Annotated in this window: 17 protein-coding genes; 8 read left to right on the top strand and 9 right to left on the bottom strand. The window is 61.6% G+C overall.

What is annotated here, in order from left to right:
- Positions 1 to 24 precede the first annotated feature (24 nt).
- Positions 25 to 2172: a fatty acid oxidation complex subunit alpha FadB gene (fadB, locus tag DWF74_RS25800; protein WP_102863780.1), complete on the bottom strand. Its 2148-nt coding sequence runs from the start codon at positions 2170 to 2172 to the stop codon at positions 25 to 27.
- A gap of 555 nt (positions 2173 to 2727) precedes the next feature.
- Complete coding sequence (locus DWF74_RS25790) at positions 2728 to 3165, bottom strand: hypothetical protein (RefSeq protein ID WP_110596934.1); 438 nt, start codon at positions 3163 to 3165, stop codon at positions 2728 to 2730.
- Between the two features lie 101 nt (positions 3166 to 3266).
- Between DWF74_RS25790 and DWF74_RS25785 the strand changes: the two genes are divergently transcribed.
- Positions 3267 to 3704, top strand: a complete 438-nt coding sequence (locus DWF74_RS25785; RefSeq protein ID WP_047302975.1) for a universal stress protein — start codon at positions 3267 to 3269, stop codon at positions 3702 to 3704.
- An 87-nt stretch (positions 3705 to 3791) separates the two neighbouring features.
- Here DWF74_RS25785 and DWF74_RS25780 read toward each other — a convergent pair whose 3' ends face one another.
- On the bottom strand, positions 3792 to 5711 hold the full coding sequence (locus DWF74_RS25780; RefSeq protein ID WP_102863783.1) for an ATP-binding cassette domain-containing protein: 1920 nt from the start codon (positions 5709 to 5711) through the stop codon (positions 3792 to 3794).
- A 213-nt stretch (positions 5712 to 5924) separates the two neighbouring features.
- Here DWF74_RS25780 and DWF74_RS25775 point away from each other — a divergent pair, with 213 nt between their 5' ends.
- A complete protein-coding gene (locus tag DWF74_RS25775; protein ID WP_110596935.1) occupies positions 5925 to 7853 on the top strand; it encodes a transglycosylase SLT domain-containing protein in 1929 nt (642 codons plus the stop codon).
- A gap of 135 nt (positions 7854 to 7988) precedes the next feature.
- On the opposite strand, the gene DWF74_RS25770 is transcribed toward DWF74_RS25775, so the two are convergent.
- Positions 7989 to 9767, bottom strand: a complete 1779-nt coding sequence (locus DWF74_RS25770) for an ABC transporter transmembrane domain-containing protein (protein WP_162884122.1) — start codon at positions 9765 to 9767, stop codon at positions 7989 to 7991.
- A 259-nt stretch (positions 9768 to 10026) separates the two neighbouring features.
- Here DWF74_RS25770 and DWF74_RS25765 point away from each other — a divergent pair, with 259 nt between their 5' ends.
- Positions 10027 to 10206, top strand: coding sequence for a PA1571 family protein (locus DWF74_RS25765; protein WP_102863786.1), 180 nt, complete (start codon positions 10027 to 10029; stop codon positions 10204 to 10206).
- Between the two features lie 75 nt (positions 10207 to 10281).
- Here the strand turns inward: DWF74_RS25765 and pdxB are convergent, their stop codons facing one another.
- Positions 10282 to 11424, bottom strand: a complete 1143-nt coding sequence (gene pdxB / locus DWF74_RS25760) for a 4-phosphoerythronate dehydrogenase PdxB (protein ID WP_115582488.1) — start codon at positions 11422 to 11424, stop codon at positions 10282 to 10284.
- Between the two features lie 188 nt (positions 11425 to 11612).
- Here pdxB and DWF74_RS25755 point away from each other — a divergent pair, with 188 nt between their 5' ends.
- Positions 11613 to 13022 (top strand): MATE family efflux transporter, encoded by a 1410-nt coding sequence (locus DWF74_RS25755; RefSeq protein ID WP_115581955.1) that lies wholly within the window; start codon positions 11613 to 11615, stop codon positions 13020 to 13022.
- Here the strand turns inward: DWF74_RS25755 and tusA are convergent.
- Positions 13019 to 13270 (bottom strand): sulfurtransferase TusA, encoded by a 252-nt coding sequence (tusA, locus tag DWF74_RS25750; protein WP_047302965.1) that lies wholly within the window; start codon positions 13268 to 13270, stop codon positions 13019 to 13021. The two genes, DWF74_RS25755 and tusA, sit on opposite strands and share 4 nt — an antisense overlap.
- A gap of 153 nt (positions 13271 to 13423) precedes the next feature.
- Positions 13424 to 14497, bottom strand: a complete 1074-nt coding sequence (rlmM, locus tag DWF74_RS25745; RefSeq protein ID WP_102863789.1) for a 23S rRNA (cytidine(2498)-2'-O)-methyltransferase RlmM — start codon at positions 14495 to 14497, stop codon at positions 13424 to 13426.
- Positions 14498 to 14705: 208 nt separating this feature from the next.
- Here rlmM and acnA point away from each other — a divergent pair, with 208 nt between their 5' ends.
- Positions 14706 to 17447, top strand: coding sequence for an aconitate hydratase AcnA (gene acnA, locus DWF74_RS25740; RefSeq protein ID WP_110596938.1), 2742 nt, complete (start codon positions 14706 to 14708; stop codon positions 17445 to 17447).
- Here the strand turns inward: acnA and DWF74_RS30500 are convergent.
- Positions 17417 to 17617 (bottom strand): hypothetical protein, encoded by a 201-nt coding sequence (locus tag DWF74_RS30500; protein WP_162884121.1) that lies wholly within the window; start codon positions 17615 to 17617, stop codon positions 17417 to 17419. The two genes, acnA and DWF74_RS30500, sit on opposite strands and share 31 nt — an antisense overlap.
- 9 nt (positions 17618 to 17626) lie before the next feature.
- Between DWF74_RS30500 and DWF74_RS25735 the strand changes: the two genes are divergently transcribed.
- Both DWF74_RS25735 and DWF74_RS25730 read left to right on the top strand, forming a co-directional pair.
- A complete protein-coding gene (locus DWF74_RS25735; protein ID WP_115581954.1) occupies positions 17627 to 18418 on the top strand; it encodes a CPBP family intramembrane glutamic endopeptidase in 792 nt (263 codons plus the stop codon).
- A gap of 218 nt (positions 18419 to 18636) precedes the next feature.
- Positions 18637 to 20202 carry a methyl-accepting chemotaxis protein gene (locus DWF74_RS25730; protein ID WP_102863792.1) on the top strand — a complete coding sequence of 522 codons (1566 nt, stop codon included), beginning with the start codon at positions 18637 to 18639 and terminating at the stop codon, positions 20200 to 20202.
- 167 nt (positions 20203 to 20369) lie between these two features.
- Here the strand turns inward: DWF74_RS25730 and DWF74_RS25725 are convergent, their stop codons facing one another.
- Positions 20370 to 21065, bottom strand: a complete 696-nt coding sequence (locus DWF74_RS25725; protein ID WP_115581953.1) for an alpha/beta family hydrolase — start codon at positions 21063 to 21065, stop codon at positions 20370 to 20372.
- 99 nt (positions 21066 to 21164) lie between these two features.
- Between DWF74_RS25725 and ccoN the strand changes: the two genes are divergently transcribed.
- Positions 21165 to 22589: a cytochrome-c oxidase, cbb3-type subunit I gene (ccoN, locus tag DWF74_RS25720; protein WP_110596940.1), complete on the top strand. Its 1425-nt coding sequence runs from the start codon at positions 21165 to 21167 to the stop codon at positions 22587 to 22589.
- The last annotated feature ends 6 nt before the right edge of the window (positions 22590 to 22595 follow it).

The raw sequence follows: 22595 nt of genomic DNA, 5'->3' as shown, positions 1-22595 counted from the left end.
TCACTCTCGCTCTAGTGTGGGCGCTTAACCGAAGAAGCTCTGGCCGTTCTTGGCCATTTCACGCAGCTTCGCGGTCGGGTGGTACAGCGCGCCCAGATCGGCGTACTGGTCGGCCAGGGCAACGAACTGGGCAACACCGATGGAATCGATGTAGCGCAGCGCACCACCACGGAATGGAGGGAAACCAATACCGTAGACCAGGCCCATGTCAGCTTCGGCAGCAGTTTCGACGATGCCGTCTTCCAGGCAACGAACGGTTTCCAGGCACAGCGGGATCATCATCCAGTTAATGATGTCTTCGTCAGTGACTTCACGCTGCTCGTAGACGATTGGCTTGAGCACTTCCAGCACCGACGGATCAGCGACCTTCTTCTGCTTGCCCTTCTTGTCGGTTTCGTAGGCATAGAAACCCTTGCCGTTCTTCTGGCCCAGGCGCTTGGCTTCGTAGAGTACGTCCACGGCCGAACGACGATCGTCCTTCATGCGATCCGGGAAGCCTTCAGCCATCACGTCACGACCGTGGTGACCGGTGTCGATGCCGACCACGTCCATCAGGTACGCCGGGCCCATTGGCCAGCCGAATTTTTCCATGATCTTGTCAATGCGCACAAAATCCACACCGGCGCTGACCAGCTTGGCGAAACCGCCGAAGTACGGGAACAGAACGCGGTTGACCAAAAAGCCCGGGCAGTCGTTGACCACGATCGGGTTCTTGCCCATTTTCTTGGCGTAGGCAACGGTGGTGGCAACGGCCAGCTCGCTGGACTTCTCGCCGCGGATCACTTCCACCAGAGGCATCATGTGCACCGGGTTGAAGAAGTGCATGCCGACGAAGTTTTCCGGACGCTTGAGGGCCTTGGCCAACAGGCTGATGGAGATGGTCGAAGTGTTGGACGCCAGAATGGTGTCTTCTTTGACCTGACCTTCGACTTCAGCCAATACCGCTTGCTTGACCTTAGGGTTCTCGACCACCGCCTCGACCACCAGATCGACGTGACCGAAGTCCCCGTAAGACAGGGTTGGACGAATGCCGTTGAGCACTTCAGCCATTTTCGCGGCAGTCATGCGGCCTTTATCAACGCGACCGACCAGCAGTTTCGCAGCTTCCGCCAAACCCTGCTCGATACCGTGTTCGTTGATGTCCTTCATCAGGATCGGCGTGCCTTTAGAGGCCGACTGGTAGGCAATGCCACCGCCCATGATGCCGGCGCCGAGTACTGCGGCCTGCTTCACGTCCTTGGCGATCTCATCGTAGGCCTTGGCCTTTTTCTTCAGTTCCTGATCATTCAGGAACAGACCGATCAGGCTTTGTGCGGCAGAGGTCTTGGCCAGTTTGACGAAGCCGGCGGCTTCCACTTCCAGAGCCTTGTCGCGGCCGAAGTTGGCGGCCTTCTGGATGGTCTTGATCGCTTCAACAGGCGCCGGGTAGTTCGGGCCTGCCTGACCGGCAACGAAACCTTTGGCGGTTTCGAAAGCCATCATCTGCTCGATGGCGTTGAGCTTGAGTTTTTCCAGCTTCGGCTGACGCTTGGCCTTGTAGTCGAACTCGCCGGAAATAGCGCGCTTAACCAGGGCCAGAGCGGCGTCCTTGAGTTTATCGGGAGCAACCACAGCATCGACGGCACCGACTTTCAGCGCGTCTTCAGCACGGTTTTCCTTGCCGGCGGCAATCCACTCGATGGCGTTGTCGGCACCGATGATGCGCGGCAGACGCACGGTACCGCCGAAGCCCGGGTAGATGCCCAGCTTGACTTCCGGCAGGCCGATCTTGGCGCTGGCCGCCATGACGCGGTAGTCCGCCGCCAGGCACATTTCCAGGCCGCCGCCCAGGGCGATGCCATTGATCGCGGCAACGGTCGGCACGTTGAGGTCTTCGAAATCGCTGAAGATCTTGTTGGCTTCGAGGTTACCTGCCACCAGCTCGGCATCCGGCAGCTTGAAGTTATCGACAAACTCGGTGATGTCGGCGCCGACGATGAATACGTCCTTGCCACTGCTGACGATCACGCCCTTGATCGAAGCATCTGCCTTGATGGTGTCAACAGCCTGACGCAATTCATTCAGGGTTAGACGGTTGAACTTGTTGACGGACTCACCCTTGAGGTCGAAATTCAATTCGACGATGCCACTTTCAAGAGCCTTAACCGTGATGGCTTTACCTTCGTAAATCATCAACTGATCTCCACGATATGGAAGCTGAACAGTACACGTCGGACGCTGACTTCTAGCTTGGCACTAACGTCACCGTCGATGCTAACGCCAATCCGCCAGGCACACCCGCCAACGCGATAGTCGGGATTCTGTATAGAGCCGCCTGAGATACAAACGCTCATTTCATACGCCCGTTTGATTTGGGTACGCCACATTCAGGGAAAATCCGGCAATTGTCAATCGTACAAAACGCTGTTTGAAACGCGACTTTGCGGTCACTTCACTGCTCCCCAGATGATCAACACACCCCTGCATTCATCGCCATTCATAGGATCAATATTTAGAAAAATCGCCCTAAATCGTCAGCCCACAGGGAACGATAGCGACTAAGCTGGAGATATATCTGAAGAAAAGGTCAGAAAGTTTTATCAAATAGGGGCACAGCCCAGACAGCAAGAAGCCACCCCAGGGTGGCTCAAACGAGATTACCGGCCTGCCTGGCCATCCCGCCCGATGCTGAGTCGGGCTTTTTATTGCCAAACGCCCACGATTGCCGCGGGCGCCCTCCCCATGACTTCAGGCCAAGGCCTTGAGCACCGAGGCGATATCCTGCAAGACACTGGCCTCGCCGCGCTCGCTCCAGTACAGGGCGATCAGTTGCTTGTCCGCTTCAACCTTGAAGACCCCTGGCGGCAAGGTCTGCAGATGCTGGAGCAGCGACTCATCGACACAGGGTTCACGCCACTGGTTGACCCAGCTACCAGGGGCTATCTGCCAGTAACTCCAGCAAGCCGATTGTGCGCTGCGCCTCGGCCGGTGGTATTGCGGGCAAGGATTGGGCGGCTCCTGCCCCAACCAGTGCGGCCATTCCTGGGGCGCCAGTTGCATGGCCAACCCCATGCGCCGCGCCTCCAGGCGTAGGGCGATCAAGCCGCTCTGGCGGCGCGAGGGCCGCAGCCACGCCAACGGGCTCAGAACCACCGCAAGGATTGACACCACTATCCAGACCGTCATATCAGTACTCTCGATTTTTAGATGAGCGGGGCCTGGGTGGAACCAACCCGCTTGAAACCAGCCATACTTGAAGCTATTGCAATCCTCAGGAGGAGCGCCTCATGTCCTACCACCATATTCTGGTCGCCGTAGATTTAACCGAAGAGTGCGATCCTGTTATCCACCGTGCTCGCGAGCTGTCGGTGAGCAATGGAGCCAAGCTGTCCCTGGTGCACATCGTCGAACCCATGGCCATGGCCTTCGGCGGTGACGTGCCCATGGATCTTTCGCAGCTGCAGCAGCAACAGTTCGATCAGGCCAGGGAACGCCTGGACCGGCTGATCCACAAGTACCCGGAGCTGACCAAGGAATACAGTCACCTGACCTATGGACAACCGCGCCAGGAAATACATCACCTGGCCAAGGAACAGGAATGCGATCTGATTGTGGTGGGCAGCCACGGCCGTCATGGCCTGGCCCTGCTGCTGGGCTCCACCGCCAATGACGTCCTGCACGGCGCACCGTGTGACGTGTTGGCTGTGCACCTGGCCAAACGCTAAGCCCTCACCCGACAGTTACCAGACCGGTCACTGCTCCGAAAAAAAGCCCGACGCTAAAGTCGGGCTTTTTTATCAAACACCGGTCACTCAGGCATCCAGCTCGGCCCAGCGCTCGACCATCTGCTCCAGCTCGGCATTCAACTGCTCCAGCCGGGCAATGACCGCAGCGGTTTCAGCCGCCGGACGCTGATAGAAACCGGCATCAGCCATCTCCGCCTCGACCCCGGCAATCTGTTGCTCCATGGCATCGATCTGCCCCGGCAGCGCCTCAAGCTCACGCTGCAATTTGTAGCTGAGCTTCTTCTTCGCCGGAGCCTCTTGCACGGGGGCTGGCGCTGCGGCTTGCACCGGCGCAACCACGGCGGAATTCAGTTCGGCCTTGCCGGACTTGTTCTCGGTAACCCCCAGCAGCCGCGGCGAGCCACCCTGGCGCAACCAGTCCTGATAACCGCCAACGTACTCGCGAACCTTGCCTTCGCCTTCAAAGACCAGGGTGCTGGTCACCACGTTGTCGAGGAAGGCCCGGTCGTGGCTGACCATCAGCACGGTGCCCTGGAAGGTCAGCAACACTTCTTCCAGCAGCTCGAGGGTTTCCACATCGAGGTCGTTGGTCGGCTCGTCGAGCACCAGCAGGTTGGCCGGTTTGCTGAACAACTTGGCCAGCAACAGACGGGCACGCTCACCGCCGGACAGGGCCTTGACTGGCGTACGGGCACGTTGCGGACTGAACAGGAAATCACCGAGGTAGCTGAGCACGTGACGGCTCTGGCCATCGATCTCGATGAAGTCGCGACCCTCGGCAACGTTGTCGATCACGGTCTTTTCCAGGTCCAACTGGTGGCGCAACTGGTCGAAGTAGGCCACGTCGATCCGCGTGCCCTCTTCCACCTTGCCGCTGCTCGGCACCAGACCGCCGAGCATCAGCTTGAGCAAAGTGGTCTTGCCGGTGCCGTTGGCGCCCAGAAGGCCAATGCGATCGCCGCGCTGCAGGACCATGGAGAAGTCCTTGACCAGGAACGGGCCGTCCGGGTGAGCGAAGCTGACATTCTCCAGCACCATTACCTGCTTGCCAGACTTGTCGGCGGTTTCCAGCTGAATGTTGGCCTTGCCGGTACGCTCGCGACGCTCACTGCGCTCCACGCGCAGCGCCTTGAGCGCACGCACGCGGCCTTCGTTACGGGTACGCCGGGCCTTGATGCCCTGGCGAATCCACACTTCTTCCTGGGCCAGGCGCTTGTCGAACAGCGCGTTGGCGGTTTCTTCCGCCGCCAGCATGGCTTCCTTGTGCACCAGGAAACTGGCGTAGTCGCCGTTCCAATCGATCAGGCCGCCACGATCCAGTTCGAGGATGCGGGTGGCCAGGTTCTGCAGGAAGGAACGGTCGTGGGTAATAAAGAGGACCGCGCCCTGGAAATCCTTCAGCGCCTCTTCCAGCCAGGCAATGGCGCCGATGTCCAGGTGGTTGGTCGGCTCGTCGAGGAGCAGCAGATCCGGCTCGGATACCAGGGCCTGCGCCAACAGCACGCGACGCCGCCAGCCACCGGACAACTCGGCGAGGGTCTTGTCGGCCGGCAGTTGCAGGCGGCTCAGAGTGCTGTCCACCAGTTGCTGCAGGCGCCAGCCGTCACGGGCTTCGAGGTCGTGCTGGACGTGCATCAGTTTTTCCAGATCGGCGTCGGTGACAATGTTCTGGCTCAGGTGGTGGTACTGGGCCAGCAGCTCGCCGACACCGTCCAGGCCCTGGGCAACCACGTCGAACACGGTCCGCTCGTCGGCCACAGGCAGTTCCTGAGGCAATTCGCCGATCTTCAGACCGGGTGCGCGCCATACGGAGCCGTCGTCGGGCTTCTGATCGCCCTTGACCAGCTTCATCATGCTGGATTTGCCAGTACCGTTACGGCCGATGATGCACACCCGCTCACCACGGGCGATCTGCCAGGACACCTTGTCCAACAACGGCATGGCGCCGAAAGCAAGGGACACATCGCTGAATTTGAGCAGGGTCATGTTCTTCTCCAAAAACCGGGCGCGCATTCTACCTGACTTGCGCCCTCAGAAGGCCCGCTATTTCGCCACCGGCAACCCCGAAGGCACTTTTGTTGCCAACTGATGCCAAGGGCTCGGCAAAGCTTTCACCGGTTGCTGGCAAAAGGCTAAGCTAGTGAACAATCAGTGTTGGCCTTGTCGGCACTTGTCATGATTTCTCTGCCCGGATGTCTCATGCGCAGTCGCCTTTTCAGCCTTTTATCCTGTCTGCTTCTTTCCGCCACTGCCGTCCAATCCGCCCAGGCGGCGGACCTGACCCAGCAACGCCGGTATTACGACGAGGCCAAACGCGCTCTGGCCAAGGGCGATTCAGGCCCTTATTTCCGTTATGCCGATGCCCTGCGCGACTACCCACTGGAACCGTACCTGGCCTATGACGAACTTACGGCCCGCCTGAAGAGCGCCAGCAACGCCGAGATCGAGAAATTCCTCGCCGAACATGGCGACCTGCCTCAAGCCAACTGGATGAAACTGCGCTGGTTGCGCTGGCTGGCGGAACGCGGCGACTGGGCCACCTTCACCCGGTACTACGACCCGAAACTCAACTTCACCGAACTGGACTGCCTCAATGGCCAGTACCAACTGGGCCACAACCTCAAGGCGCAGGGCTACGCCGCTACCGAAAAGCTCTGGCTGACCGGCAAATCCCAACCGGCCGCCTGTGACGCGCTGTTCGCCCAATGGGCCGCTGAAGGCCAACTGACCGAGCAGAAGCGCTGGCAGCGGGCCAAGCTGGCGGCCGAAGCCCGCAACTACCCCCTGGCCAACAGCCTGGTCAAGAGCATGACCACCCTCGCGCCCCAGGGCCGTCTGCTGGTGGACGTGGCGCAAAAGCCGGAGCTGCTGAGCCAGCCCTCGCGCTTCCAGCCCGCCGATGAGGCGATGTCCGACGTGGTCGGCCTCGGCTTGCGCCGACTGGCTCGCCAGGACCCGGACAAGGCCATGGCCCTGCTGGACGGCTATGCCAGCAGCATGCACTTCTCACGTGACGAAAAAGTGGCCATTGCCCGCGAAATCGGCCTGACCCTGGCCCGGCGCTTCGACAGCCGCGCCCTGGACGTCATGACCAAGTACGACCCAGAGCTGCGGGACAACACCGTCTCCGAATGGCGCCTGCGCCTGCTGCTGCGTCTGGCGCGCTGGGAAGATGCCTACCAGTTGACCCGCAAGCTGCCTCAGGACCTGGCCAGCACCAACCGCTGGCGCTACTGGCAGGCGCGCAGCCTGGAACTGGCCCAGCCGAAGAATCCCCAGGCCCTGGCGCTGTTCAAAGGCCTGGCCCGGGAGCGTGACTTCTACGGATTCCTCGCCGCGGATCACGCCAAGGCCCCTTATCAGTTGAACAACCAGCCGCTGATGCTGAGCCAGGCAGTCATCAACAAAGTGCGCAACACTCCAGGCGTGCGTCGCGCCCTGGAATTCCATGCCCGGGGCCAGATCGTCGATGGACGCCGTGAGTGGTACCACGTCAGCCGGCACTTCAACCGTGACGAAATGGTGGCCCAGGCCAGGCTGGCCTACGACCTGAAATGGTACTTCCCGGCCATTCGCACCATCAGCCAGGCCCAGTACTGGGATGACCTGGACATCCGCTTCCCCATGGCTCACCGCGACACCCTGGTGCGCGAAGCCAAGGTCCGCGGCCTGCATTCCAGCTGGGTGTTCGCCATCACCCGCCAGGAAAGCGCCTTCATGGACGATGCCCGTTCCCACGTGGGCGCCAGCGGCCTGATGCAACTGATGCCTGGTACCGCCAAGGAAACCGCGCGCAAGTTCAGCATTCCCCTGGCCTCTCCCCAGCAAGTGCTGGACCCGGACAAGAACATCCAATTGGGCGCGGCGTACCTGAGCCAGGTCCACAGCCAGTTCAACGGCAACCGGGTATTGGCATCTGCTGCCTATAACGCGGGTCCTGGACGGGTGCGGCAATGGCTCAAGGGTGCCGACCACCTGAGTTTCGACGTGTGGGTGGAAAGCATTCCCTTCGACGAAACCCGCCAGTATGTGCAGAACGTGCTGTCCTACTCGGTGATCTACGGCCAGAAGCTCAACTCACCGCAGCCGCTGGTGGACTGGCATGAGCGCTACTTCGACGATCAGTGAGGCCAGCCTTCTACAAGCCCGCAGCGATGCGGGCTTTTTATTGGGCGGCCACCCATTGCGGGAGCTGGCATGCCGGCAAAGAGGCCTTCGGACTCAGCACCAGCTTGATGGCCGCTTTCGCCGGCAAGCCGGCTCCTACGCAGATGCCTGAGGGCCGTCGTTGAATTGCAGGGCCGCCAATCGCGCATAGAGCGGACTGTTGGCGATCAGTTGCTGATGAGTACCTACCGCCACCAGCCTGCCCTGATCCATGACCGCAATCCGGTCGGCATTCTTCACCGTGGCCAGGCGATGGGCGATCACCAGGGTGGTGCGGTTCTTCATCAGACTGGGCAAGGCTTGCTGAATCAGATGCTCACTCTGCGCATCCAGGGCGCTGGTGGCCTCATCCAGCAACAGGATCGGCGCATCCACTAACAGCGCTCGAGCAATTGCCAGGCGTTGCCGCTGTCCGCCAGAAAGTCCCAGTCCGCCATCCCCCAGGTGAGTCTGATAACCCTCTGGCATCTGCTCGATGAACTCGTGGGCATAGGCGATCTTCGCCGCCTCCTGGACCTGGGCCAGGGTGGCACCAGGATTGCCATAGCGGATGTTCTCTTCGATGCTGCCGTAGAACAGCGCCGGGCTTTGCGACACCAGGGCAAAACAGCGCCGCAGATCCAGCGGATCGAGCTGGGTCAGGGGCACCCCATCCAGCAATATCCGCCCCTGCTGCGGGTCGTAGAAACGCAGCAGCAGATCGTATAGGGTGGATTTGCCTGCCCCCGACGGCCCGACCAACGCCAGGGTTTCTCCGGCCTGAACCTTCAGGCTAAGGCCATCGACGGCGTAGCGGTCCGGCCTTGACGGATAGGAAAAGCTCAGGCCGTCCAACTCCAGATCGCCCTGCACACGTGCCGGCAAACTCACCAGACCGCTACTGGGCGCCTGGATAATGTTCTCCGCCCGCAGCAGTTCGGCGATCCGCTCCGCAGCTCCGGCAGCGCGCTGCAGTTCGCCAATGACCTCACTCAAGGTGCCAAAGGCGCTACCGACAATCAGGCTGTAGAACACGAAAGCCGCCAGCTCACCGCCGGAAATACGCCCGGCGATCACATCCATGCCTCCTACCCAGAGCATCACCCCCACCGCGCCCAAGACCAGGACGATCACCAGAGTGATCAGCCAGGCGCGCTGGACAATACGCTTGCGCGCGGTATCGAAAGCCTGCTCCACCGTCACGGCAAAGCGCTGCTCGTCCTGGGCCTGGTGGTTGTAGGCCTGGACCGTCTTGATCTGCCCCAGCGTCTCGGACACATAGCTGCCGACATCGGCGATCCGGTCCTGACTCAAGCGCGACAGGCTGCGCACCCGGCGGCCGAAAATCAGGATCGGCACCAGCACCAGCGGCAAGGCCACCACCACGATGCTGGTGAGCTTGGGGTTGGTGACGAACAGCAGGACGATCCCTCCCAACACCATCAGGGCATTCCGCAGGAACAACGACAGCGAAGAACCGATCACCGACTGCAGCAAGGTGGTGTCCGCCGTGAGCCGCGACTGGATCTCCGAACTGCGATTGTTCTCGTAGAAGCCGGGATGCAGGTAGATCAGGTGATTGAACACCTGACGCCGGATGTCCGCCACGCAGCGCTCGCCGATCCAGGACACCAGATAGAAACGCACGAACGTGCCTATCGCCAGGGCCAGGACCAACAGCAGGAACAGGCCAATGGACTGGTTCAGCAAATGCGGGGACTGGGTCATGAACCCCTGGTCCACCAACAGGCGAATCCCCTGCCCCATGGACAAGGTGATGCCCGCAGTAACAATCAATGCCAACAGGGCGCCGAGCGCCTGCCAACGGTAGGGAGCGATAAAACGGCTGGCCAGATGCAACGCCCGGCGGTGACGAGAAGAGAGCATGCAGTTCATCCATTGACGCACCGGCGACTGACCCGTTGCAGCGGCGGCAACGAGAGGAATTCGCAGGAACTTTGCTAAATCACAATGAGTCAGGTTGATTATGACCGCTGACACTAGCGCCTAGAGATTATCGGTCTAATCCGTGGCTGGCACTCCCCGGGCATTTCTGTTGGAGTGAAGTCGCCGGGCCAGCCCTTGCGGCGGTCTGTAACAGCTTGGTCACCCGGCCATTCTAGAGTAAGCACACAACCTGATGAGGAGACAGGCCATGTCCTTGCAACACAGCAGCAATGACAAGATTCAAGTAATCCGTACCCAGCCGAACCAGTCTCTGGGGTGTGCCATCATCGACGCCCAGGGTCGTGAAGTACCTATTACTGAAGAAATGATCCAGAACGCCTGCCGCGAACTGGAAAAGCGACTGGTCAAGCCTGCTCGGCAAGATTGACACTCAGCCTCATGTCCTCTTGACCCGGCCAGACAGCCGGGTTTTTTATGCCCGTGCAATACTGCTTGAACGGGTTCAGACTTCGCTGGCGCCCAGGGCCCGAACGATCTGGCTCAGGGCTGGCGAATCACCCTGAATCCGCACCTGCAGCCCGTCAATCTCGCGACGCTCCGGATAATGCTTGCGCAGGCCGTCGAAGGCGCTGCGTTGCTGGGCGACATCATCCGCCAGGCTACGGCGAAAATCCGCATCATCACGGCGCGGGTCATACACCGCCCGGCAGATCATCGCCAGGGCCCAGGCCGGATCGGCATTGGCATTCAGGCTGACTAGCGGCACCCAGGGCGCCGGCAGCAAGGTGGCCAGGCTGACCTGTTCGGCCTGACCAAGGAAGCGGCAGTAGGCCTGGTAGATCTGCGCCGTGCCACGCTGCTTGCCATCCAGGCTGTAGCCGGCGATATGGGGCGTGGCCAGCACGCACAGGTCCGCCAGCTCGCGATCCACTGTCGGCTCCTCTTCCCAGACATCCAGCACCGCCTGCAAATCCTCACGCTGCAGCAACACTTCACGCAGTGCCTGGTTATCCACCACCGGGCCACGGGCTGCATTGATCAGCCAGGTACCTTGCTTGAGCTGGTTCAAGCGCTGGCGATCCAGCAGGTGCCAGGTGGCATGCTCGCCATGCCGAGTCAGTGGCGTGTGCAGGCTGATGACGTCGCAACGCTCGATCAATTGCTCCAGGCTGACGTAGTCGCCGCCTTCCGCTGCCTGTCGCTGCGGGTCACAGACCAGGACTTGCCAACCCAGACCGCGCAGGACCTTGATCAGGCGTCCGCCGACTTCACCAGCCCCCACCACGCCGTAACAGCGTTGAGCCAGGTCCGCCCCTTCGATCTCGGCCAGGGTCAACAGGCTGCCCAGTACATAATCCACCACGCCACGGGCATTGCAGCCCGGCGCACTGGACCAACTGATACCCGCCTGCTGGAAGTAATCCAGGTCCAGATGATCGGTGCCGATGGTGCAGGTGCCGACAAACCGCACCGGACTGCCTTCCAGCAATTGGCGATCGACTTGAGTCACCGAGCGCACCAGCAACACATCCGCCTGCTCCACGGTCGCCCGATCAATGGCACGCCCGGGGAAACGCCGGATCTCGCCGAAGCCGGCAAAGAACTCTTCGATCAGGGGAATATTTTCGTCGGCAACAATCAACATGGCTGGCTCCTCGTGCGGAGCCGCAGTGTAGGCGTAGATGACAGGCCGAGCCAGCGCGGCTTGAGGTCGAGCGCTCATTTCCCCGCGGCCGGCCATTACAAATCCACAACACTGGATTTTTTCCTGACCAGAGTGTCAACGCGTAGACTGTCGCGTCCCGCGCAACACGCCTATGGACGCTACGCCCCGTGAATTCCGTAACCGACACCCCCATCACCCCAGCCACCAGCCGCCCTGCACGGGTTGGCCGCGAATTGCACGACCTGCTGCGACTGGCCCTGCCCATCATGATTGCCCAGGTGGCCACCACCGCCATGGGCTTTGTCGATGCCGTCATGGCCGGTCGGGTCAGTCCGCGGGATCTCGCGGCCGTAGCCCTGGGCAACTCAATCTGGATTCCAGTGTTCCTGCTGATGACCGGCACCCTGCTGGCCACCACACCCAAAGTGGCCCAGCGCTTTGGTGCCGGCAAGCTGCACGAGATCAGTCCAGTGGTGCGCCAGGCCCTGTGGCTGGCGGTAGTGACGGGCCTCTCGGCCACGCTGATATTGATCAGCGCCGAACCGATACTGCACCTGATGAAGGTTGATCCGGAACTGATCAAGCCCTGCATGGGTTATCTGCACGGCATCGCCAGCGGCCTGCCGGCTGTAGCGCTGTACTACGTGCTGCGCTGCTTGAGCGACGGCCTGGGCCGCACAGTGCCGAGCATGGTCATCGGGCTTTGTGGCCTGGCCCTCAACATCCCCATCAACTACATCTTCATTTATGGCCACTTCGGTGTGCCGGCCATGGGCGGCGTCGGCTGTGGCTGGGCCACGGCGATCGTGATGTGGGCCATGATGCTGGGCATGGCCGGCTGGGTTCACTGGGCACCGGCCTATCGCAAGATCCAGCTGTTCAGCCGGTTCGACTGGCCACAATGGGCGGTGATCAAGCGCCTGGTGAGTGTCGGCCTGCCCATCGGCATCGCGGTGTTCGCCGAGTCGAGCATCTTCGCGGTCATCGCCCTGTTGATCGGCAGCCTGGGTGCCACGGTAGTGGCCGGACACCAGATTGCCCTCAACGTCAGCGCCCTGATGTTCATGATCCCCTACTCCCTGGCCATGGCCGTAACGGTGCGGGTCGGCCAGTCTCTGGGCCGTCAGCAACCGCGCGACGCACGCTTCAGCGCCGGAGTCGGCATGGGCGCGGCACTGGCCTACGCCTGCCTGTCGGCAAGCCTGATGTACCTGCTGCGTGAACCCATCGCCTCGATCTACACCAACGACCCGATGGTGATCCAGGTAGCCTCGATGCTCATCGTGTACTCGGCATTGTTCCAGTTTTCCGATGGCATTCAGGTCACCGCCGCTGGCGCGCTGCGCGGCTATCAGGACACTCGGGTGACCATGATCCTGACCCTGTTCGCTTACTGGGGGATTGGTTTGCCGGTGGGCTACGCCCTGGGCCTGACCGATTGGTTCGGAGCGGCCCGGGGCCCGAGCGGTCTGTGGGAGGGGTTGATTGCCGGCTTGACCTGCGCCGCGCTGATGCTGTTGATCCGCCTGACACGCAGTGCGCGCAAGCAGATCCGCATCGGCCGTTCGGCGGGTTAATCGAGCTTCTTGCGAATCCAGTAGAGGTAGGTGCCGGCCTCTTCCTGCTGCGCCACCAGTTCGTGGTCGAGGAACACGCAGAACTTGGGAATGTCGCGGCGGGTGGAAGGGTCGGTGGCGATCACCTTCAGCAGCCCGCCTGCGGGCAGGTCGCGAATGTGCTGGTGCAGCATCATCACCGGCTCGGGGCAATTAAGGCCGGTGGCGTCGAGGGTGCCGTCAACCGGCGTATCGATGATTTGACTCATGGTTCACTCCTGAAACAGGCGGCCATTGTCGCGCAATGGTGCCATCGGGTCATCAGTTGCGGGCTCCTGCGGGCGTCGCCACAACACCCCACGCCCAGGAGCCTGCTTATGTAGAAGCGGGCTCCTGCGGGGCATCCGACGCTATGACGAGGGCTACGCCGATTTGGGCTTTTTCACATCCAGGCGCCGCAGATGGCAGGTCACTTCCTCGCGGTCGTGATACAGCTGCTTGCAGCCAATCGCCACCCGAATTCCCCGCGCCTTGAAGCCCTCTTCAATCCGCTCCAGCAAACGCTTCACTTCGGCATAACGCTGCTTCATCGGCAGCTTCAGGTTGACCACGGCCTCGCGGCAATGGCCCTCGCCGATCCAGGTTTCCAGAAGTGCGGCGTTGCGCGCCGGCTTCTCGACGATGTCGCAGACCATCCAGTCCACCGGCTGTCGCGGCTTGAAGGTAAAGCCGTCCGCCATCAGGTGTTGCACCAGGCCAGTGTCCATCAGGCTTTCAGCCATAGGGCCGTTATCGACGGCGGTCACCAGCATGCCGCGATTGACCAACTGCCAGGTCCAGCCTCCTGGCGCCGCACCCAGATCGACCCCGGTCATGTCGCTGTGCAAACGCTCATCCCACTGATCCCGGGGGATGAAGTGGTGCCAGGCCTCTTCCAGTTTCAGGGTCGAACGGCTTGGCGCTTCCCGGGGGAACTTCAAGCGTGGAATGCCCATCGGCCACATGGCCGAGTTGCCGGCATCCGCCAGGCCGACAAAGACTTCACGCCCACTCTTGAAGGTCAACAGCAAGCGCGGCTTGGCGGCATCCTCCACCAGCTTGCCGGCAGCGCTCAGGGCCTTGCGCAGCGGACCTTCGAACTTTTTGCAGAAGTTCGACAGTTCCTTGCCGTCATTGGTATCCACCACCTCCAGCCACAGGCTGCCGCACTGGGGAAAGCCGGCCAGGTAGGCCAGGATCACGCTGATGCGGTCGGTTTCCGGCAATTCGATGAAGCCGCCGCGGGCCCACTGCCGTGGGAAGATCAGTTCGGCAAAGCGCAGCCCCTGCATCAGGCGCTGGGCGCCATCGTCCTCGGTGCAGATGAACTCGGCGCAGGCAGTGCTGGGCTTGGCCTTGGCGTAGCCGGCGACATTCAGCCGAGCCGCGTGGTCGGCGATCTCGGAGCAGACTTCGCCCTCGAAACCGGGCCGGCAATGGATAAACAGGGTGTTCATTGAATCTCCTGGGCAAATGGCGACGAATCGATGCGCAAACCTGCCCTGTAGCAAAGCCTGTCACGAAAACCGGCGCATCATAACCGAGTTCGGAACCTTGGACTGACCCCAGGAGTCCAGTGATTAGCTATAAGCCCCAAACAGAGCTAGGTTAACCCTCTGTCCGTATCACAGGCCCGTAGCCGTGCGGGCCACAAGGAGTCATTCAATGCCATCCCTCGATAGCCTGAAAACCCTTAAAACCCTAAAAGTCGACGACAAGACTTATCACTATTTCAGCCTGCCGGACGCCGCCAAGAGCCTGGGCGATATCGACGCCCTGCCCATGTCGCTGAAAGTCCTGCTGGAAAACCTGCTGCGCTGGGAAGACGACAAGACCGTCACCGGCGCCGACCTCAAGGCCCTCGCCGCCTGGCTCAAGGAGCGTCGCTCCGACCGGGAGATCCAATACCGACCCGCTCGCGTCCTGATGCAGGACTTTACCGGTGTGCCCGCCGTGGTCGACCTGGCCGCCATGCGCGCTGCCATGGCCAAGGCCGGTGGCGATCCACAACGGATCAACCCGCTGTCCCCGGTGGATCTGGTGATCGACCACTCGGTGATGGTGGACAAGTTCGCCAGCAGTAGCGCCTTCGAACAGAACGTCGACATCGAGATGCAGCGCAACGGCGAACGCTATGCCTTCCTGCGCTGGGGCCAGAGCGCCTTCGACAACTTCAGCGTGGTGCCGCCGGGCACAGGCATCTGTCACCAGGTCAATCTGGAATACCTGGGGCGCACGGTCTGGACCAAGGACGAGGATGGCCGCACCTACGCCTTCCCCGACACCCTGGTGGGCACCGACTCCCACACCACCATGATCAACGGCCTCGGCGTGCTGGGCTGGGGCGTGGGCGGGATCGAGGCAGAAGCGGCGATGCTCGGCCAGCCGGTGTCGATGCTGATTCCGGAAGTCATCGGCTTCAAACTCACCGGCAAGCTCAAGGAAGGCATCACCGCCACCGATCTGGTGCTGACGGTGACCCAGATGCTGCGCAAGAAGGGCGTAGTGGGCAAGTTCGTCGAGTTCTATGGCGATGGCCTGGCCGACCTGCCCCTGGCAGACCGCGCCACCATTGCCAACATGGCCCCGGAATATGGCGCCACCTGCGGCTTCTTCCCAGTGGACGACATCACCCTGGATTACCTGCGCCTGTCCGGGCGCCCTGCCGAGTTGGTGAAACTGGTGGAGGCCTATAGCAAGGCCCAGGGCCTGTGGCGCCTGCCGGGCAAGGAGCCGGTGTTCACCGACAGCCTGGCCTTGGACATGGGCACCGTGGAGGCCAGTCTCGCCGGCCCCAAACGGCCACAAGACCGGGTTGCGCTGCCCAATGTGGCCCAAGCCTTTACTGACTTCCTCGACCTGCAGTTCAAGCCCACCAGCAAGGAAGAAGGTCGCCTGGAAAGCGAGGGCGGCGGCGGTGTCGCCGTGGGCAATGCCGACCTGGTGGGCGAAGCCGACTACCAGGACGCAGGCCAGACCTATCGCCTGAAAAACGGCGCGGTGGTGATCGCCGCCATCACCTCCTGCACCAACACCTCCAACCCTAGCGTGATGATGGCGGCAGGCCTGGTGGCCAAGAAAGCCGTGGAAAAGGGCCTGCAGCGCAAACCCTGGGTCAAGAGTTCGCTGGCTCCAGGCTCCAAGGTGGTGACTGACTACTATAAAGCCGCCGGACTTACGCCTTACCTGGACCAACTGGGCTTCGATCTGGTGGGCTATGGCTGCACCACCTGCATCGGCAACTCAGGTCCGCTACAGGAACCGATCGAGAAAGCCATCCAGCAAGCCGACCTTACCGTGGCTTCGGTGCTGTCGGGCAACCGCAACTTCGAAGGCCGGGTGCATCCCCTGGTCAAAACCAACTGGCTGGCTTCCCCGCCCCTGGTGGTGGCCTATGCCCTGGCCGGCACGGTACGTATCGACATCAGCAGCGAACCGCTGGGTCAAGGTAAGGATGGCCAGCCGGTGTACCTGCGGGACATCTGGCCCAGCAGCCAGGAAATCGCCGAGGCCGTGGCCCAGGTCAACACACGGATGTTCCACAAGGAATACGCCGAGGTGTTTGCCGGTGACGCCCAATGGCAAGCCATTGAAGTGCCACAGGCGGCCACTTATGTCTGGCAGGACGACTCGACCTATATCCAGCACCCTCCCTTCTTCGACGACATTGCCGGCCCCCTGCCGGAAATCAAGGACGTCAACGGTGCACGGGTGCTGGCGCTGCTGGGGGACTCGGTGACCACCGACCACATCTCTCCCGCCGGCAACATCAAGGCCGACAGCCCGGCCGGCCGCTACCTGCGGGACAAGGGCGTGGAACCGCGGGACTTCAACTCCTACGGCTCGCGTCGGGGCAATCACCAAGTGATGATGCGCGGCACCTTCGCCAACATCCGCATCCGCAACGAAATGCTCGGCGGCGAAGAAGGCGGCAATACGCTCTACATCCCCAGCGGCGAGAAAATGCCGATCTACGACGCGGCCATGAAATATCAGGCCTCGGGCACGCCGCTGGTGGTCATCGCCGGTCAGGAATACGGCACCGGCTCCAGCCGTGACTGGGCCGCCAAGGGCACCAACCTGCTGGGGGTCAAGGCGGTGATCGCCGAAAGCTTCGAGCGCATCCATCGCTCCAATCTGGTGGGCATGGGGGTCTTGCCCTTGCAGTTCAAGCTCGACCAGAACCGCAAGAGCCTGAAACTCACCGGCAAGGAGACCCTGGACATCCTCGGCCTGAGCGACGTGGAACTGACCCCGCGGATGAACCTGCCCCTGGTGATCACCCGTGAGGATGGCAGCCAGGAGAAAATCGAGGTGCTGTGCCGCATCGATACGCTGAACGAAGTCGAGTACTTCAAGTCCGGAGGGATCCTGCACTACGTGTTGCGCCAACTGATTGCATCCTGATCCACCACGAAATAAAACACCGCCTCAGGGCGGTGTTTTTCGTCGGTCTGTCGAACAAAACTCAGCTGGTTATACTTGCCGCCCGCCAAAGCTGACTCACCGGTCGCAATGGCGACTACAGATCCGCCGCTGAACAACGTTTCTGCAATACCTCTTTCTTTTTGCAACAAGGATTCCACATGACCGCTTTGCCATGGATGTATCTGGCACTCCTTTCTATCGGCTACGCACTGGCCCTGAGCTACGGGCAACTGGGGCTGCTGGCCGCCCTCTCGATCTTCCTGCTGCTCTGCGCCGGATTTGCCGTACGCCAGAAACGCAGCCGCATCGGCCAATACCTGGGCCACGGCCTGTTCGTGGTGCTCGCCCTGGCTCTGGCCATGCACTGGCTGCCAGGCTTCTACAACGGCCGGGCCATCGACCCGCAGCGCTTTACCGACGACGCCGTGCCCTTCTCCATGTACCTGAATCAGGACAAACCGCTGATCGGCTTCTGGCTGCTCTTGGTCTGCCCCTGGATCGTCGGTCGGCGCTCACTACGTCTGTCGCTCTACGCAACGGTTCTGGCCCTGACGTTGTGCGCAATCGCCGCATTGGGCGGAGCATTGCTGCTGGGAATCATCAGTTGGGCGCCGAAATGGCCGGATCAGGCCTGGTTGTGGGTGCTGAACAATCTGCTGCTGGTCACCCTGGTGGAGGAAGCGCTGTTCCGGGGTTACATCCAGGGCGGCCTGAGCCGTAAATTCAAGGCCCTTCCCTATGGTGAGAACCTGGCACTGCTGTGTGCGGCCCTGTTATTTGGCCTGGTACACCTGGGTGCTGGCTGGCAATGGACCCTACTGGCGACCATCGCCGGGGTCGGCTACGGTCTGGCCTATCGCTTTGGGGGCCTGGGTGCGGCGATTGCCACGCACTTCGGTCTCAATCTGCTGCATTTCGGCCTGTTCAGCTATCCGATGCTCGCCGGGTAACCCAGCGAAAAGTTGCCCAAACCAGTACTTCAGGACAATTGACTATCAAGGAAGAAGATCAATGATTAACGCCTCGCCAACGCCATCGGAACCTCGGTGGCGCATTTTGCAAGCGACAGCTTCTGCCTAATGAGACCCAGCGCCGATTATTGAAAAATAATTTCAATAATCGGCTGAAGCGGCCGACAACCCATCAAAGCCTTGCGGATTGAAAAACCATGCGTAATAACCAGCCTGTCACTCAGCGCGAACGTACCTTCCCGGCTCAACAACGGTTGATTTCCACCACCGACGCCAAAGGCGTGATCACCTACTGCAACGATGCCTTTGTCGAGATCAGTGGGTTCTCCCGTGAAGAACTGGTTCGCGCGCCGCACAACCTGGTCCGTCACCCTGATGTCCCAGCGGCAGTGTTCGCGCACATGTGGGGCACCTTGAAACAAGGCTTGCCATGGATGGGCATCGTCAAGAACCGCTGCAAGACCGGCGACCACTACTGGGTCAACGCCTATGTGACTCCGGTGTTCGAAGGCAACCAGGTGGTGGGTTACGAATCGGTACGGGTCAAGCCCACCGCCGAACAAGTCCGCCGCGCCGAAGCGCTTTACCAGCGTATCAACTCCGGCAAGTCGGCCATTCCCAAGCGTGACAAGTGGCTACCGGTGCTGCAGGACTGGCTGCCCTTCATTCTGGTCAGCCAACTGAGCTTCATGATCGGCGCCTGGCTCAACTCCCATTGGGGCTTTGCCCTGGCTGCGGCGCTCTCGGTGCCGCTGGGCCTGCTGGGCCTGAGCTGGCAGCAACGCGGCCTCAAGCGCCTGTTGCGCCTGGCCGAGCAGACCACCTCCGACCCGCTGATCGCCCAGATGTACACCGACAGCCGCGGCGCCCAGGCACGCCTGGAAATGTCGATCCTGAGCCAGGAAGCGCGCCTGAAGACCTGCCTGACCCGCCTGCAAGATACCGCCGAGCACCTCAACGAGCAGGCTCGCCAGTCCGACACCCTGGCCCACAACAGCTCCAGCGGCCTGGAACGTCAGCGGGTAGAGACCGAGCAGGTGGCCACCGCGGTCAACCAGATGGCCGCCACCACCCAGGAAGTGGCCAGCCACGTGCAACGCACCGCCGACGCCACCCAGGAAGCCAATCGCCTCACCGGTCGTGGCCGGGACATCGCCGGGGAAACCCGTGAAGCCATCCAGCGCCTGTCGGTGGTGGTGGGCGAAACCGGCCTGACCGTGACCCAGCTGGCCAAGGACAGCGACGAGATCGGCGGTGTAGTGGATGTGATCAAGGGCATCGCCGACCAGACCAACCTGCTGGCCTTGAACGCGGCCATCGAAGCGGCACGCGCCGGGGAAATGGGCCGCGGCTTTGCCGTGGTCGCCGATGAAGTGCGCCAGTTGGCCCAGCGCACCAGCGAGTCCACCGGGCAGATCCACACCCTGATCGCCAAGCTGCAACAAACCGCCGCCACCGCCGTGCAAACCATGGACGCCGGTCACCGTCAGGCCGAAGAAGGCGTGGCGCGAGTGCTGGAAGCCGACCAGGCGCTGGTGGGCATCAGTGAAGCGGTGGCCAACATCACCGACATGACCACCCAGATCGCTGCCGCCACCGAAGAGCAAAGCTCGGTGGCCGAAGAGATCAGCCGCAACATCAGCACCATCGCGCAACTGGCGGACCAGACTTCGGAGCAGGCCCAGCACTCGGCCGAACTCAGCGAAGCCCTGACCCGCACCGCCCACACCCAGTACTCGCTGGTGGAGCGTTTCAACCGCTAAGCCCCCGGGCCGGCGACAAAAAAACCGCAAGCACCGGCTTGCGGTTTTTTTATGCCTGCGAACTCGCCCAACAGCCGCAGGAGCGAGCTTGCTCGCGACAGATCTACGCCGCGATACCAATTCGAGGGCCGGGTGAGCGCTTCGCGAGCAAGCTCGCACCTACAGGATCAGGCCAGTGTTTGCAGGAACGCAGCGACCTTGGTCGCCGCAGACTCCAGGTGCTGCTCATGGGTGCAACCGGAGGCCTTCAGGGGCTTGAGATCGTGATCAGCGGCCGTCAGCCAATACAGCTCGATACTCGGTGCCAGTGAGTAGGCTTCGACCGCCTGGCGATTGCCCAGGGCGTCACGCTCGCCCTGCACGATCAGGCTCGGCGTCGCCAACTCGGCCAAGTGCGCCACCCGCGGCTTCTCAGGCTTGCCGGTGGCATAGAAGGGATAGCCCAGGCACACCAGGGCATCGGCAGCCAATTCATCGGCCAGCAAACTGGCCATGCGTCCGCCCATGGACTTGCCGCCCACCGCCAGAACCCCAGTGACATAAGGTCGCACCAAGGCATGCACCTCGCGCCAGCACTCCAGGAGTTTGGGTGCCGGGTTGGGCGGGCGCTTGCCGCCATCCAGGCGCCGCTGGGCCATGTAGGGAAACTCGAAGCGCAAGACGTTCACCCCATGCCCGGCAAGGCGTACAGCGATGTCGTTCATGAAGCCGCTGTCCATCGGCGCGCCGGCACCATGGGCCAGGATCAGGGTCGGAGCCTGCAACGGGCTGGCAACAGCGGCGACCTCCCATAACCAGCCCCGTTTCCGCACGCACTGCGCCCATTGATCCCCGTCAATACTGGCCTTGTGCTCATTGCTCATGCTTGCCTCGCTTTTAGTCTGCCTATAACTCCAGACGAAGTGAGCGCGCCTTGCCGTGCGCAGTCGCTTTCACTTCAGCTGAACCGTGGATGGGGAACCATGAACACTTCTATCAGTACCGCCTACAACTACAAGGTGGTCCGCCAATTCGCCATTATGACGGTGGTGTGGGGCATCGTCGGCATGGGGCTCGGGGTTTTTCTCGCTGCCCAGTTGGTCTGGCCTGAACTCAACTTCGACCTACCGTGGACCAGCTTCGGCCGTCTACGTCCGTTGCACACCAACGCGGTGATCTTCGCCTTTGGCGGCTGCGCACTGTTTGCCAGCTCGTTCTACTCGGTGCAACGCACCTGTCAGACTCAGTTGTTCGCGCCGAAAATCGCCGCGTTCTGCTTCTGGGGCTGGCAGCTGGTCATCCTCTTGGCGGCTATCAGCCTGCCACTGGGCTACACCAGCTCCAAGGAATACGCCGAACTGGAATGGCCGATCGATATCCTGATCACCATTGTCTGGGTGGCCTACGCCATTGTGTTCTTCGGCACCGTGATGCAGCGCAAGACCAAACACATCTATGTGGGTAACTGGTTCTTCGGCTCCTTCATCATCACCGTGGCCATCCTGCACATCGTCAACAACCTGGAACTGCCGGTCAGCTTCACCAAGTCCTACTCGGTGTATGCCGGTGCGACCGATGCAATGGTGCAGTGGTGGTACGGTCACAACGCCGTGGGCTTCTTCCTGACCGCAGGCTTCCTGGGGATGATGTACTACTTCGTACCCAAGCAGGCCGAGCGTCCGGTGTATTCCTATCGCTTGTCCATCGTGCACTTCTGGGCACTGATCACCCTGTACATCTGGGCCGGTCCGCACCACCTGCACTACACCGCACTGCCGGACTGGGCTCAGTCCCTGGGGATGGTGATGTCCCTGGTACTGCTGGCGCCAAGCTGGGGCGGCATGATCAACGGGATGATGACTCTCTCGGGTGCCTGGCATAAGTTGCGCAGCGACCCGATCCTGCGCTTCTTGGTGGTGTCCCTGGCGTTCTACGGCATGTCGACCTTCGAAGGTCCGATGATGGCGATCAAGACCGTCAACGCCCTGTCCCACTACACCGACTGGACCATCGGCCACGTTCACGCCGGCGCTCTGGGCTGGGTGGCGATGATCTCCATCGGCGCGCTGTACCACCTGATCCCGAAAGTCTTCGGTCGCGAGCAGATGTACAGCGTCGGCCTGATCAACACCCACTTCTGGCTGGCCACCATCGGTACCGTGCTCTACATCGCCTCGATGTGGGTCAACGGTATCGCCCAGGGCCTGATGTGGCGTGCAGTCAACGAAGACGGCACCCTCACCTACTCCTTCGTCGAAACCCTGGTGGCCAGCCACCCAGGCTTCATCGTGCGACTGGTCGGTGGTGCGATCTTCCTCAGCGGCATGTTCCTGATGGCCTACAACACCTGGCGCACCGTGCGTGCCGCCGTGCCAGCCGAAGTCAACGCCGCTGCGCAGATGGCCTGAGGAGTC

This window comes from Pseudomonas protegens (assembly GCF_003363755.1).
Taxonomy (GTDB): Bacteria; Pseudomonadota; Gammaproteobacteria; order Pseudomonadales; family Pseudomonadaceae; genus Aquipseudomonas; species Aquipseudomonas danubii.
This window is presented reverse-complemented; position numbering and strand designations above follow the sequence as displayed.